12 protein-coding genes and 1 pseudogene are annotated in these 13,826 nt (G+C 70.7%); 3 read left to right on the top strand and 10 right to left on the bottom strand.

Going from position 1 to position 13,826, the window contains the following annotated elements:
* Positions 1-116: 116 nt before the first annotated feature.
* Positions 117-1,949, bottom strand: coding sequence for a dihydroxy-acid dehydratase (ilvD, locus tag RSA25_RS16095; RefSeq protein WP_332809850.1), 1,833 nt, complete (start codon positions 1,947-1,949; stop codon positions 117-119).
* Between the two features lie 271 nt (positions 1,950-2,220).
* Here ilvD and RSA25_RS16090 point away from each other — a divergent pair, with 271 nt between their 5' ends.
* The 3 genes from RSA25_RS16090 to RSA25_RS16080 all read left to right on the top strand — a co-directional run bounded on the left by RSA25_RS16090 (position 2,221) and on the right by RSA25_RS16080 (position 4,628).
* The gene (locus RSA25_RS16090) at positions 2,221-2,784 is read left to right on the top strand and encodes a DUF1190 domain-containing protein (protein ID WP_332809849.1); all 564 of its coding nucleotides are present in this window, start codon (positions 2,221-2,223) and stop codon (positions 2,782-2,784) included.
* Between the two features lie 3 nt (positions 2,785-2,787).
* Positions 2,788-3,966: a glutathionylspermidine synthase family protein gene (locus RSA25_RS16085; RefSeq protein ID WP_332809848.1), complete on the top strand. Its 1,179-nt coding sequence runs from the start codon at positions 2,788-2,790 to the stop codon at positions 3,964-3,966.
* Between the two features lie 326 nt (positions 3,967-4,292).
* Positions 4,293-4,628 (top strand): hypothetical protein, encoded by a 336-nt coding sequence (locus RSA25_RS16080; protein ID WP_332809847.1) that lies wholly within the window; start codon positions 4,293-4,295, stop codon positions 4,626-4,628.
* 28 nt (positions 4,629-4,656) lie between these two features.
* Here the strand turns inward: RSA25_RS16080 and RSA25_RS16075 are convergent, their stop codons facing one another.
* From RSA25_RS16075 to gidA, 9 genes and pseudogenes are all read right to left on the bottom strand, one after another.
* The gene (locus RSA25_RS16075) at positions 4,657-5,955 is read right to left on the bottom strand and encodes a DUF58 domain-containing protein (RefSeq protein ID WP_332809846.1); all 1,299 of its coding nucleotides are present in this window, start codon (positions 5,953-5,955) and stop codon (positions 4,657-4,659) included.
* Between the two features lie 37 nt (positions 5,956-5,992).
* Positions 5,993-7,030 (bottom strand): MoxR family ATPase, encoded by a 1,038-nt coding sequence (locus RSA25_RS16070; RefSeq protein WP_332809845.1) that lies wholly within the window; start codon positions 7,028-7,030, stop codon positions 5,993-5,995.
* Positions 7,027-8,229: a DUF4350 domain-containing protein gene (locus RSA25_RS16065; protein WP_332809844.1), complete on the bottom strand. Its 1,203-nt coding sequence runs from the start codon at positions 8,227-8,229 to the stop codon at positions 7,027-7,029. The genes RSA25_RS16070 and RSA25_RS16065 overlap by 4 nt, the downstream gene beginning before the upstream one ends.
* Positions 8,226-9,869 (bottom strand): DUF4129 domain-containing protein, encoded by a 1,644-nt coding sequence (locus RSA25_RS16060; RefSeq protein WP_332809843.1) that lies wholly within the window; start codon positions 9,867-9,869, stop codon positions 8,226-8,228. The genes RSA25_RS16065 and RSA25_RS16060 overlap by 4 nt, the downstream gene beginning before the upstream one ends.
* Positions 9,859-10,851: a stage II sporulation protein M gene (locus RSA25_RS16055; RefSeq protein WP_332809842.1), complete on the bottom strand. Its 993-nt coding sequence runs from the start codon at positions 10,849-10,851 to the stop codon at positions 9,859-9,861. The genes RSA25_RS16060 and RSA25_RS16055 overlap by 11 nt, the downstream gene beginning before the upstream one ends.
* The gene (locus RSA25_RS16050; protein WP_332809841.1) at positions 10,848-11,534 is read right to left on the bottom strand and encodes an RDD family protein; all 687 of its coding nucleotides are present in this window, start codon (positions 11,532-11,534) and stop codon (positions 10,848-10,850) included. The genes RSA25_RS16055 and RSA25_RS16050 overlap by 4 nt, the downstream gene beginning before the upstream one ends.
* A gap of 137 nt (positions 11,535-11,671) precedes the next feature.
* Positions 11,672-12,202: a gamma carbonic anhydrase family protein gene (locus RSA25_RS16045; protein WP_332809840.1), complete on the bottom strand. Its 531-nt coding sequence runs from the start codon at positions 12,200-12,202 to the stop codon at positions 11,672-11,674.
* 93 nt (positions 12,203-12,295) lie between these two features.
* Positions 12,296-13,114 (bottom strand): nucleotidyltransferase domain-containing protein, encoded by an 819-nt coding sequence (locus tag RSA25_RS16040; protein ID WP_332809839.1) that lies wholly within the window; start codon positions 13,112-13,114, stop codon positions 12,296-12,298.
* A 71-nt stretch (positions 13,115-13,185) separates the two neighbouring features.
* A pseudogene (gene gidA / locus RSA25_RS16035) lies at positions 13,186-13,826 on the bottom strand (tRNA uridine-5-carboxymethylaminomethyl(34) synthesis enzyme MnmG); the annotation flags it as partial.

Raw genomic sequence — 13,826 nt, 5'->3', positions numbered from 1 at the left:
GGGCCGGCGTTGAGGAGAGCCGGCCAGCGGCCGGCACTACCGCGATACAGGGGCGTTGATCACCGCGAGCCATGCCAGCGCGGCCACCGGTAGTGCCGGCCGCTGGCCGGCTCCCCCTACAGCTTGGACAGATCGCGTACCGCGCCTTTGTCCGCGCTGGTGGCCAGCAGCGCGTACGCTTTCAACGCGCCGGTGACCTTGCGCGGGCGCACCTCGCGCGGCGTCCAGCCGGCTGCGTCCTGCTCGGCACGGCGTGCCGCCAGCGTGGCGTCATCCACCAGCAGGTCGATGCGGCGTGCGGGAATGTCGATGCGGATACGGTCGCCGTCGCGCACCAGCCCGATCACGCCGCCCGCGGCCGCTTCCGGCGAGGCGTGGCCGATCGACAGGCCCGAGGTGCCGCCGGAGAAACGGCCATCGGTGAGCAGCGCGCACTGCTTGCCCAGACCCTTGGATTTCAGGTAACTGGTGGGGTACAGCATCTCCTGCATGCCCGGCCCGCCGCGCGGGCCTTCGTAGCGGATCACCACCACGTCGCCGGCCACCACCTGGTCGGCGAGAATGCCGGCCACCGCCGCGTCCTGGCTTTCGAACACGCGCGCGTTGCCCTCGAACACGTGGATGGATTCATCCACGCCGGCGGTCTTGACCACGCAGCCATCCAGCGCCAGGTTGCCGCGCAGCACCGCCAGCCCACCCTCGGCCGAGTAGGCGTGCGCCACGCTGCGGATGCAGCCCTCGCGGCGGTCCACGTCCAGCGTGGGCCAGCGCGTGGCCTGGCTGAAGGCCACCTGGGTGGGAATGCCGGCCGGCCCGGCGCGGAAGAAATCGTGCACCTTTTCCTCCTCGCTCACGGCCACGTCCCAGCGCGCGATCGCCTCGGCCAGCGTGCGGCTGTGCACGGTGGGCACGTCGGTGTGCAGCAACCCGCCACGCGCCAGTTCGCCCAGGATGCCGTACACGCCGCCGGCGCGGTGCACGTCTTCCATGTGGTATTTGGGCGTGTTCGGCGCCACCTTGCACAGCTGCGGCACGCGCCGCGACAGCGCGTCGATGGCATGCAGGTCGAAGTCCACCTCGGCCTCCTGCGCGGCGGCCAGCAAGTGCAGGATCGTGTTGGTGGACCCGCCCATGGCGATGTCCAGGGTCATCGCGTTCTCGAAGGCGGCGTGGGTGGCGATGCCGCGCGGCAGCGCACGGGCATCCTCGCCGCCATACCAGCGGTGGCACAGCTCCACCACCAGGCGCCCGGCGCGGCGGAACAGCTGCTCGCGGTCGGCATGGGTGGCCAGGGTCGAGCCGTTGCCCGGCAGCGACAGCCCCAGCGCCTCGGTCAGGCAGTTCATCGAGTTGGCGGTGAACATGCCCGAACACGACCCGCAGGTGGGACACGCACTGCGCTCGTACTCGGCCACCTTCTCGTCGCTGGCGCTCTCATCGGCGGCGATCACCATCGCATCCACCAGGTCCAGCTTGTGCTCGGACAGGCGGGTCTTGCCCGCTTCCATCGGCCCGCCGGAGACGAACACCACCGGGATGTTCAGGCGCAGCGCGGCCATCAGCATGCCGGGGGTGATCTTGTCGCAGTTGGAGATGCACACCAGCGCGTCGGCGCAGTGCGCGTTGACCATGTACTCCACCGAGTCGGCGATGATCTCCCGGCTGGGCAGCGAATACAGCATGCCGTCGTGGCCCATGGCGATGCCGTCGTCCACCGCGATGGTGTTGAACTCCTTGGCCACCCCGCCCACCTGTTCGATCTCGCGCGCCACCAGCTGGCCCAGGTCCTTGAGGTGCACGTGGCCGGGCACGAACTGGGTGAAGGAGTTGGCGATGGCGATGATCGGCTTGTGGAAGTCGCCATCGGTCATGCCGGTGGCGCGCCACAGGGCGCGGGCGCCGGCCATGTTGCGGCCGGCGGTGGAGGTGCGGGAGCGGTATTCAGGCATGGTGGCTGGCAGGATCTGGCGGGCCGTGGGGGCGCGTTTCAGCTCGATTCTGCCGAAAAATTCCGGTTGCGTTTGCAACCAAGCGCGGCCGCGGGCGAGGGTCTGCGCTGCGCCCCGTCGGATGCGGTCCTGCACCTGCCCGCGCGCGTTGCCGGCGGCAGGCCAGGGGCGAATGCTGAAATGCCGTTCATCTTCTTGGCTTTGCCGGTTTTGGTTGTTCGCGGCGATGAGGCATGATTGCGGGGATAACCGCACTAGGGGGCATGACGCCATGAAACGTTCCAGGACCACCGCGCTGCTGTTGATGAGCGCCGCACCGCTGCTGTTCACCGCCTGCCAGAAGGACGAAGCCGTCCAGGTGCGGGAAGGGCTGTACACCTCGGTGCAGGCCTGTACCGAGGCCACCGGCGATCCGTCCACCTGCCGCACCGCCTTTGCGCAGGCACAGCAGCAGTCGGCCGACGCGGCCCCCAAGTACGCCTCGCGCGAGGCCTGCCAGGCCGACTACAGCGCCGAGCAGTGCGTGGAACAGAAGACCTCCACCGGCCACTCGTTCATCGGCCCGATGATGATGGGCTTCTTCATGTCGCAGATGCTCAGCAACCGCGGCGCCGGCCTGACGCAGGCTCCGGCGGCCAGCCCGGCCTACCAGGACAAGGCCAACGGCTGGGCGCGCCCGGCCCCGGGTGGCAGCGGCGGCCTGAACACCGCCAGCGGCATCGGTGCCGGCAAGGCCGGCCTGGCCCCGGTCACCAGCACCCCCAACCGCGCGGTGACGGCCAGCCGTGGCGGTTTTGGCAACACCAGCAGCAGCCGCAGCAGCTACGGCGGTTGATCGATGCAACGCGTGCGTATCGCCGAGCGCAGCCAGTGGCGCGCCCGGGCAGAAGAATCCGGGTTCCGCTTCCACACCATCGATGGCCTGCCGTACTGGGATGAGAGTGCGTATTACGCCTTCACCCTGCGCCAGATCGAACAGGACATCGAAGACCCCAGCGCCGAGCTGCACGCCATGGCGATGGACCTGGTCGATGAGGTGGTGGGCAGCCAGCAGTTGATGGAGCAGCTGGCGATCCCGCCGGCCTTCCGCGACTGGATCGCCGACAGCTGGCGGCGCCGCGAGCCGCACCTGTATGGCCGCCTGGATTTCGCCTACGACGGCACCGGCCCGGCCAAGCTGTACGAACTGAATTACGACACCCCGACCTCGCTGTTCGAGGCGTCCTTCTTCCAGTGGCAATGGCTGGAAGACCAGCGCAACCAGAACCGCCTGCCGCCGCACGCCGACCAGTTCAACGCCCTCCACGAGGCACTGGTGGAGCGCTTTGCGCAGCTGTCGGCGCAGTTGCCGCCGCCGCTGTACTTCAGCGCGGTGGGCGAGTCGGTGGAAGACCAGGGCACGGTTGCCTACCTGCGCGATTGCGCGGCGCAGGCGGGCCTGCGTGGCGAGGCCATCGCCATCGAAGACATCGGCCTGTCCGAGGATGGCCGCTTCACCGCGCTGGATGACACGGTGATCGGCAGCCTGTTCAAGCTGTACCCGCTGGAAGACCTGATGACCGAGTCGTTCGGCCAGGCCTTGCCGGGCTCGGGCGTGCAGCTGCTGGAGCCGGCGTGGAAGGCGATCCTCAGCAACAAGGGCGTGCTGCCGTTGCTGTGGGCGCGCCATCGCGGCCACCCCAACCTGCTGGCGGCCGAGTTCGATGACGGCAGCGCGCTGCCGCGTGGCTGGGTGCGCAAGCCGCTGTTCTCGCGCGAGGGCGCCAACGTGGCCATGCACCTGGCCGACGGCAGCTGGCAGGAAAGCGAGGGCCCCTACACCGGCCCGGCGATCCGCCAGGCCGCGCACCCGCTCACCGCGTTCGACGGCGGCTACCCGCTGATCGGCAGCTGGGTGATCGGCGACCAGGCCTGCGGCATGGGCATCCGCGAAGACAGCAGCCGGATCACCCGCGACAGCGCACGGTTCGTGCCGCACGCGATCATCGACGAAGCGCCGACGCGGATCTTCGTCTGATGGCCATGAGGTACCGTCGCGATCTGCGCGGCCGCCCGTTGGCCGGCCGGCATCTGGATGATGGGCATGGTCTGCGGCGGTACGCGGACCGGGTGGCGGTACGCTGCCACCGCTGCCAGTCGCCGGGATGGGTGATCAGACAGGAGAAAACCGCCCGCTTCCGGTGCCTGAACTGCAGCGTTGCGCTGAACGGAGGCTGCGGTTGCAGCTGCTGCGGGCCTGGCGACTGGGTGGGGCCGGCGTGTTACAGCGGCCGGCGTCCCTGTGGCTACTGTGGCCATCAGTGGGTCTATGCCGAAGCGAGACGCAAGGTGGCCTGCCCGCCAGTGAAATTCCTTGCGGCGACCTGCGCCCAATGTGGACGCAGCAGCGATGTCACCGTCAGTGTCGTGCAGGTCCGCGGCACGGAAGCGCTCGACCCGCATTTCGGCCTGTCGCTGCTGTTGGTTGAGAAGACGGCCGCCGGCGTGCTCTGGGCCTACAACGCAGCGCATCTGCAGGCGCTGCACGCCTACGCTGCTGCGCCCCTGCGCGAGAGCACCGGAATCGCCAATGGGTCAATGTTCTCGCGTCTGCCGCAGTGGATGAAACTGGCCCGCAACCGCGTGCTGCTGCAGAAGGCCACGGCCCGGCTGATCGCCAAGGCCAACGCCGTCCGGTAGGTACCGACCGTTGGTCGGTACGGGTGGGCTACAGCAACCCGTCGCGCTTGACCGCCAGGTAGCGCTCCACCAGCGCGGCGGGCAGGGCATCGGCGGTAACGTCCAGCACCATCACCCGATGGCTGCGCAACGCCTCGTGCGCATCGCTGCGCTGCTGCAGGTAGCGGGCGATGGCGCCGGCCTGGGTGGCGTCCTGCAGGGTGTCCACCTCGCCGGCCAGCGCGTCGTCGAGTTCGCCCTCGCGCAGGCTGGCCACGCAGACCAGGTGCTGGCGCTGCAGCAGCCGGATGGCCGCCAGCAGGTCCTCGATGTCCTCATCGCGCACGTTGGTGACCAGCATCACCAGCGAGCGCCGCCGCTGGCGCAGGGTCAGCTCGGTGGCGGCGGCCAGGTAATCGGTGGCCACCGGGCGCGCCTGCAGGTCGTAGCTGGCGCGCAGCAGCCCGTCGATGGCGCCCATGCCGCGCTGCGGTGCCACCCAGCGGCTGTCGCCGCCACTGGCGAACAGCCCCACGCCATCGCCCTGGCGCAGCGCCAGGTAAGCCACCACCAGCGCGGCATTGAGCACGTGGTCGAAGTGCGACAGCCCGCCTTCGCTGGCCATCATCCGCCGGCCGGTGTCGATCATCAGCATCAGCTGCTGGTTCTTCTCGTCCTGGTACTCGCGCGAGATCAGCTTGCGCGCGCGCGAGGTGGCCTTCCAGTCGATCTGGCGCAGGCTGTCACCGAGCCGGTACTCGCGCATCTGGTGGAAGTCGGTGCCTTCGCCGCGGCGGCGCTTGAGGTGCGCGCCCACCAGGCGCGAGGCCTGTTCGGCACTGAACAAGGCAAAGCGGGTGAGCGGGGCGAAGTTGGGGTACACGCGGACCGTCAGCGCCGGCGGCAGCTGGCGGCGCTGCTGCCACAACCGCCACGGCGCGTGGACGCGCAGGTGCACGCCCTCGAACTCGAAGCGGCCACGCGCGGTGGGCGTGAGGCGGTACTGGAAACTGCTGGCCACCAGCGGTTTGAGCGTGAGCCGGCGCGGCAGGCCCTGCAGCGTCCATTCGCCGGGCACCAGGTCGAAGACGTCCACGCGCTGGCGCAGGCTGGACTCCAGGCGCAGCGTCACCGGCCGCTCCACGTTGAGCGCCAGCGCTTCGGGCAGTTCGCGGTGGAGGCTGGGCGAGGGCTGCCGCCACAAGCGCAGCAGGTCCAGCAGCGCCACCAGCGCGATCCCCACGCCGGCGGCCGCCCACACCGTGCGCGGCCACAGCCCGAACACCACCGGCAGCCCGAGCAGGCCCCAGGCCACGATCAGCGCCAGCAGCAGCGGAGCCGGCCTCATGCGCCTGCCCCGTCCCGATCCGCGGTGCACCACCGGCTCATTTGCGCGGGGCTTCCACCTTGGCCAGCAGCGCGTCCAGCGCGTCGTCGGCACTCTGTCCCTCGATCTGCAGCTCCGCCGCCAGGGCGATGCGGTGGCGCAGGGCCGGCTTGGCGATGTCGCGGATGTCATCGGGGGTGACGAAATCGCGCCCGGCCAGCACCGCCTGCGCGCGCGCGGCGCGGACCAGCGCGATGCTGCCGCGCGGACCGGCGCCCAGTGCGATGCCCGGCCAGCGTCGGGTGGCGGCCACGATGCGCACCGCGTAGTCGATCACTTCCGGGTCCACCGCGATCGCGGCGGTGGCCTGCTGCAGGGACACCACCTGCGCGGCGGTCAGCACGCGCGGCACCTGGGACAGGTCGAAGTCCGACGCGCTGCGGCCGGTGGTGATCGCACCCACCATGCGCTTCTCGTCCTCCAGCTGCGGGTAGTCGATCAGCACCTTGAGCAGGAAGCGGTCCAGCTGCGCTTCGGGCAGCGGATAGGTGCCCTCCTGCTCGACCGGGTTCTGGGTGGCCAGCGCCAGGAACGGCGGGGTCAGCGCGAAGGCCTTGCCTTCGATGGTGACCTGGCCTTCCTGCATCACTTCCAGCAGCGCCGACTGGGTCTTGGCCGGGGCGCGGTTGATCTCGTCGGCCAGCAGCAGGTTGGTGAAGACCGGGCCGCGGCGGATCTTGAAGCTCTCCGACTTGGGGTCGTACACGGCGTGGCCGCTGACATCGCTGGGCATCAGGTCCGGGGTGAACTGCACGCGGCCGTAGTCCAGCTCCAGCGCCTGGGCCAGTGCCCGCACCAGCAGGGTCTTGCCCAGCCCGGGCACGCCTTCGATCAACACGTGGCCGCCGGCCAGCAGCGCGATCAGGATCTGGTCCAGCACCTCCGGCTGGCCGATGAAGGCACGGCCGACCGCTTCGCGCACCGCCTCCACGCGGTCGACCAGGCTGGGGCCCGGCACCACGGCGGGGGCCGGGGCAGGCGCCGGGGCCGGGATGGGATCGGGAGTGGACAGCGGCGGCGGGGTCGGCTCGGTCATAGCAGGTTTCTCATCTGGATCAGCAGGCGGATGCGCTCGCGCAGACCGGTCAGGTCGTGCGAGGCCGGAGCGGTCAGGGCGGTGTGGACGCGGCCATGTGGCCATTGCAGCAGCGTGGCGATGGCCTGCACCTGCACCTCGCCGGCCAGCGCGGCGGCGGTGGGTGCGCGGCGGCGCAGGCGGGCCAGGAAGGCGCGCCGCACTGCGTCGTACAGCAGCGGGGCCTTGCCATAGCGCAGCAGGTGGTCGCCGCTGGCGCGCACGTGTTCCAGCAGCGAGCGTCGCTCCACCGCCGGGGAGGGCAGCAGGCTGCCGATGCGCTGCGCGCGCCGCCACAGCCAGCCCAGCAGCGCCAGCAGCAACGGTGCCCATACCGGCCAGCCCTGGTAGAAGATCCGGTTCCACAACGAGGGCGGCTGCGCGCCATACACCAGCCACATGCTGCCCTGGCCATACCGCGGGGCCAGCACGTAGCGGGTCAGGTCGCGGTGGGCCTTGTCGTGCAGGCCATCCACGTACTGGCCCTTCGCGGCATTGGACGTATCCAGCTCGGCGGGGCGGCCCAGGCCCTTCATGAAGTCCAGGTCGGCCAGCACGTCCACGCTGCCCTGGCCGTGGCGCAGGCGCACGAACACCCGGCCGGCGTCGTCGCCGTATTCGTCGACATCGCCCCACTCGCGCGCCACGCGCATGCCCGAGGGGGGCTCTGCCCAGAAGCGCCGGCCACGGCAGAACTCCACGTGGTGGGGGTCATCGCGCACATGGAACGGCTGGCAGGCGCTGCCGTAGTCCACCGCGTCCACGCCCAGCGCCTCCAGCAACGGGCCGTTGGCGAGCAGCGCCTCCTCGCTGGGCGGCGGCGTGCGCACCACCAGGTGCCCACCGCGGGCCACCCAGGCCAGCAGCGCACGCGCGGTCGGCGCCGGCAGGGTTGCGCTGTCCTGCAGGAGCACCAGGGTGTCGCCGGGCTGCAGCGACATCGTGGCCAGGTCCACGCGCGGGCGCGAATGCACGGTGATGCCATCGGCGCGCAGCGCCTGGCCCAGCACGTACAGCGGGTTGTAGCTGGCCTCGCCCTGCGGCGGCAGGTGTTCGGTGCGGGTCACCCGCTCGTGGGTCCGCAGGAAGGCAATGGTCAGCGGCACGCCCAGGGCGAGCACGCCCAGCACCACCAGCAGCCAGCGCAGGCGCACGCTCATGCGCGCCACCGGAACTGCTGCTGCAGGGTGCTGGCCAACGCATCGAACTCGTCGTCATCGGGCAGGCGCCCGGCATAGGCGGCGTACTGCCAGACCCGGACCACGCGCGCGAACAGGCGGCGGTCGGCTTCCTCGGGCATGCGCCGGGAGACGCGCAGGCACTGCGCCTCGGTGGCGCCGGGCGGCAACGCGGTCTGCGCACGCTCGCTCATCGATTCCACGCTGGCCCGGTACAGCAGCGCCAGCGCCTGGCGCGGGCGGCCCTGCTGCCACAGCGTGCGCGCGCGCGCGGCCGCGTCCGGCGGCACCTCCTCGGGCAGGGTGATGTCATCTTCCACCACCGCCGAGGCGGCCACCGCGCGCGGCTTGCCGCTGCCGCGCAGCCAGCGCACCCAGCGCGGTGCGGTCACCACCAGCGCCAGCAGCAGCACCCCGACCAGGCCCCACAGGATCCACTCGGCGATCTGCGCCGGCAGCACCGGCCCTTGCGACTGCGCATCGCGCTTGCGCTTTGCCGCGTCGGCGTCCTTCTTCTCTTTGTCCTTGTCCTGCGCATCCTTGCGCGACGGTTCCCAGCGGCTCACCTTGCGCGTGGGACTCTGCAGCGGGTCTTCGTAAGCGCGTTGCACGGCCTGGCGGAAGCCGGCGGTGTCCACGCTGTCGGTGCCGAACACGCCGTCGGGGCGGTTGTCCGGATCGTTCTCCCAGGTGCGTTCGGGCGCGTCGGCCTCCTCGTCGCTGCCCTCGGCCGCATCGGCCGGGTCGGCGTCGGCCTGCGCATCGGCCTGCGCGGACACGGGGTCTTCGCCTGCGGCCTGCTGGGCGTGCAGCACGCCGCCGGGCCACGCCAGCACCAGGGCCAGCACCAGCAGTGGCGCGGCCTGCTGCAGGCGGTCGCGCAGGCGGCGGAAGGCGATCTCCACGTCCCACGCTTCCATCTCGGTCCGCCGGTTGAGGTACAGGCCAAAACCACCGCCCACGTAGAACGGCCCGATCAGGCCGGCCGCCAGCCAGTACACCAGGTTGCCGCCGAATCGCGCCCAGGCCGGCGTATCGCTGGTGACCATCGCCCAGGCCGCGCGCCACGAATCGGAGAGCAGCTCGTAGGGAATGAACAGGAACACCGTGGCGATGCCACCGGCTACCAGCACCACCTCGAACATCTGGCAGGTAAGGGTGAGCAGCAGGGCATGGCCGAACGCACTGCCGGCCATCGCCCGCCGCCGCGCCCCGCGCACGGCCGGGTCGCTGCCTTCCAGCAGGTTGACCGGCAGCAGCAGCGAGCGCAGCGGGCTGAACCGGCGCCAGCCCAGGTAGCCCCAGAAGCCGCTCCAGCCCCAATGGCGCTGCGCGCGCAGTGCCTGCCACGGGGTGGGCGCATCGCCGAACACCCCGCGCGAGATCACATACAACGCAATGCGTTCGAACAACGGCTTGAGCCACCACATCAGCAACCAGGCCAGCCCGAACGCGTCGGCCCACCAGGCCAGCGCGTTGACCACGGCAAACACCGGCAGGCTCAACACCAGCCACGGCACCCAGATCGCGCGCGCATGCCGGCGCACCAGCGCCGTGCCCAGCTCCACGGCCTCCCAGCCGCTGCGGGCGCGCAGCACGACATCCAGCTGGTCAATGCGCATGGCTGCTGCCCCGGCCACCGCGCCACAGCCACAGCGCGACCACCGCCCACAACACGCCGGCCACGCTGAACTTGCCCCACGCCGGTACTTCGGCGATGGAGGACCAGAAGGCTTCGATGAAGGCAGCCACCAGCAGCATCGCCGCCACGCCCAGGCACAGCCGCGCGCCGATGCCGCCGCCTTCCACCAGCGCATCGATCCGCCGCCGCCGCCCCGGTGCCAGCAGCTTCATGCCCAGCTGCAGGCCCGCGCCGCCGGCGATCACGATGGCGGTGAGTTCGAACGACCCATGCCCGGCCACGAACTGCCAGAACGGGCCGCCGTGGCCGATGTGCTGCAGGTGGCCGGCCACCGCGCCGATGGTGAGCCCGTTGAACAGCAGCACCAGCACCGTGCCGACCCCGGCCAGCAGGCCGCTGGCAAAGGTGCGCAGGCCGATGCTGATGTTGTTCATGATGTAGTGGCCGAACATCATCCAGTCGGTGCCGCTGTCGCGGCCCAGGTGCGGGGAGGCCGGGTCGTACATGCGCTCCATCGCCGCGATCTCGGCGTTGTCCATCATCAGGTGGATGAAATCGGGGTAGAACTGCACCAGCACAAAGCTGCCCACCAGCGGCAGCACGAACAGCGCGGTGGCCGTCCACATGCTGCGCGCCTGGCTGCGCACCAGCTGCGGGAAATCGGCGAACAGGAACGCCAGCGCGCGCTGCCAGTGCGGCGGCGGGGTGCGGTACAGCAGGCCATGGCCCTGTTGCATCAGCAACTGCAGGCGCGCCACCAGCTGCGGGCTGTAGCCGCGGCGGCGCGCCAGTGCCAGCTGCTGGCACAGGCGCCGGTAATGCTGGGGGATGTCCTCGTCATTGAGGGCGTCGTCGGCCACCTGGCGGCGCGCGCGGCGTGCGCTGTCCCCGCGCAGGGCCATCCAGCGCTCGAGCGCCTGCCACTCGTGCTGGTAACGGGCGACGAACTGTTCCTGCCTCATCGGCGCCCCAACAGCCAGTTGGCCATGGCATACAGGCGCAGCACGCCCACCTGGCCACCGCCGCTGAGCGGGGCGACCAGGCTGGCCAGTTCCTGCTGGCGCGGCACGGACAGGCGCGGCGCGCGTTCGGCGAAGGCCACCACGGCGGCCTGCTCGGCCGGCTGCAGCGGGTGCGGCGGGGCCAGCACGCTGTCGATGGCCAGCGCGCCCGGCGGCGGTGGGGCGCTGTCATGGATCACCACGGTGCCGGCCACCAGGTCGCCCAGGCGGCGCCCGTGCGGATCGAACAGGCTCGACAGCAACCCCAGCGCATAGCCGAACGGCAGCATGTCCACGGTGCGCAGCAGGTTGCGGGTGATCGCGGCCATCCAGCCGATCGGCGCGCCATCGTGGGCCACCACGCGCAGGCCGAACGCGCGCTTGCCCAGCGTGCGCCCCCAGAGGGCTTCCTGCACGATGGTGTAGGCCCACATCAGCAGGAACATCAGCGCCAGGTACAGGCCCTGGCCGAAGCCGCCCAGGAAGGCCAGCGGGATGCTCAGCACCATCAGGGCGCCGATCCGGACCATGAAGTCGACCAGCCAGGCCAGCGCACGCGGCACCGGGCCGGCGGCCGGCAGGTGCAATGGCACGCCTTCGGGCGTGATCACTTCACGGTAGGTATCCAGCATCGTCGCGCTCATGCGCGCACGCGGCGGGAAAGAGGGGCCCGGAATCCTCTCCGGTCTGCTGCCAACGGGGGCATGCGGTTCTCGACTGCTTCCTGGTCGGCTGTGGACTTTACCGTGCAGCCGCGCCGATGCCCAGCGCCGATCCCCGATCAACCCAGGTACTTGTCCTTGAGCCGCACGTAGTGGTCGGCCGAATAGTGCAGCGATTCGATCTGTTTGGCGGTCAAGGTACGCATCAGCCGCGCCGGGTTGCCCACCCACAGCTCGCCTTCGCCCACCACCTTGCCCGGGCCCACCACCGCGCCGGCGCCGACGAACCCATGGCGCGCCACGCGGGCGCCATCGAGGATGCGCGCGCCCATCCCGATCAGGCTGTAATCGCCGATGGTGCAGGCATGGATGATGGTGCCATGGCCCACGGTGACGCCCTCGCCGATCAGCGTGGGGAAGCCTTCCAGGTTGTAGGGGCTGTGGTGGCTGACGTGGATGATGGTGCCGTCCTGGATGTTGCTGCGTGCACCGATGCGCACGTAGTTGACGTCGCCGCGGATCACCGTGCCCGGCCACACCGACACGTCATCGCCCAGTTCCACGTCACCGATGATGGTGCAGGCCGGGTCGATGTAGCAGCGCTGGCCGATCACCGGGAGCGTGCCGAGGAAGGGGCGGATGGGGGACATGCGAGGACTCCGGCAAGGCAGGGGCGGGTGGGCGCCGGCGGCGCCGTCCCGATGCGCCGATGATAACGCGGGGGTGCCGGGCGGCGGCCCGCGTTACCTCGGCGCGTGGTCAGCCAGCATCTGACGGAACAGCGCATCCAGTGCGGCGCCGTCGCCGGTGCCGGCCACCAGGGCCGGGGCCGCCTGGCCCATCGCGTCCAGTTCGGCTTCGATGTAATCGCTGATGGCCGCCACGCGCGGGCCGTCGTCCACCTCGGCGCTGGCGCGCTTGACCACCAGCAGCTGTTCGATCGCCGCGCGCACCGGGCCGCTGGGCAGCAGGCGGTCGAGCAGAAGCTCGAAGGCCATCGGCGGCGGCGTGGGCTCGCACTCGATCCAGCGGCAGGCCAGCAGCGGGCGCAGGACATACAGGTACTTCTTGGTGCGCACCCGCTCACCCCGCAGGTAGCCGCGGAAGTTGGAGGTGGCCATGTTGAAGTAATGCCACCAGCTGCCCAGTGGCGAGTGGAACGCCTGCACCGCCGCCAGCAGCGAGGCCACCGCGGCGTCGTCCTGGCGGTACACGATCGGCGAGCGCAGCCATTCGGACAGGGTCGGGTTGGATTTGGACACCAGCCGCAGTGCCTTGCGCAGGTCCCAGCCGCTGACATCCAGTTCGTCATCGATGGGCAGCTCGATCACGTCGCGCTGCGGCTGGCCGGGGCCGGTGAGTTCGTTGACGCTGAGGTACCACGCGGCGCGGTGCACGTAGATGAAGCGCGCGTCGTAGTCACTGTCGGGCGAGGAGAACCCCCAGCCACGGCTGCCGGACTCGCAGGCCATCAGCACGCGCACCTCGTGGTCGCGTTCGATGCGCTCCAGCTCGGCCATGATGGCCGCGCGCTTGTCCGGCGCGATCGGGTGGATATCCATATCGGTTGTCCTGCGTCGTGGGGTGATGGCGTGGACGGGGAAAGCGGCGCCGGCAGGTGGCCGGCGCGGGGTCAGGCCACGCGCATGCGGCGGGCGCGTTCCAGGTGCACCAGCAGCAGCGAGATCGCCGCCGGGGTCATGCCGGGGATGCGCTGGGCCTGGCCGATGGTCTGCGGGCGCACGCGTTCGAGCTTCTGCTGCACCTCCGCCGACAGCCCGCGCACGCTGGCGTAGTCGAAGTCGCTGGCGATGGCGGTGTTTTCGTGGCGCTGCTGGCGGGCGATCTCATCGCGCTGGCGGTCCAGGTAGCCGGCGTACTTGACCCCGATCTCCACCTGCTCGGCCACCTTGGGGTCGTCCACCGCCGGGCCCAGCGAGGGCACCTGCATCAAGGTGGCGTAGTCCAGCTCGGGGCGCTTGATCAGGTCCAGCACGTTGGTTTCGCGGCTGACCGCCACGCCGAGCGTGGCCTCCACTTCGCGGCCCAGCGCGTTGCCCGGGGTGGCCCAGAGCGCGCGCAGGCGCGCCGATTCGGCGGCCACCGCGGCCTGCTTGGTCTGGAAGGCGGCCCAGCGGCGCTCGTCGACCAGGCCCATGTCCCGGCCGAGTGCGGTCAGGCGCACGTCGGCATTGTCTTCGCGCAGCTGCAGGCGGTACTCGGCGCGGCTGGTGAACATGCGGTACGGCTCGGTGGTGCCGTGGGTGATCAGGT

Source organism: Stenotrophomonas sp., from assembly GCF_036662295.1.
Lineage (GTDB): Bacteria > Pseudomonadota > Gammaproteobacteria > Xanthomonadales > Xanthomonadaceae > Stenotrophomonas.
Note: the sequence above shows the minus strand (reverse complement) of the source record. Positions and strands in the feature narration are given on the sequence as shown.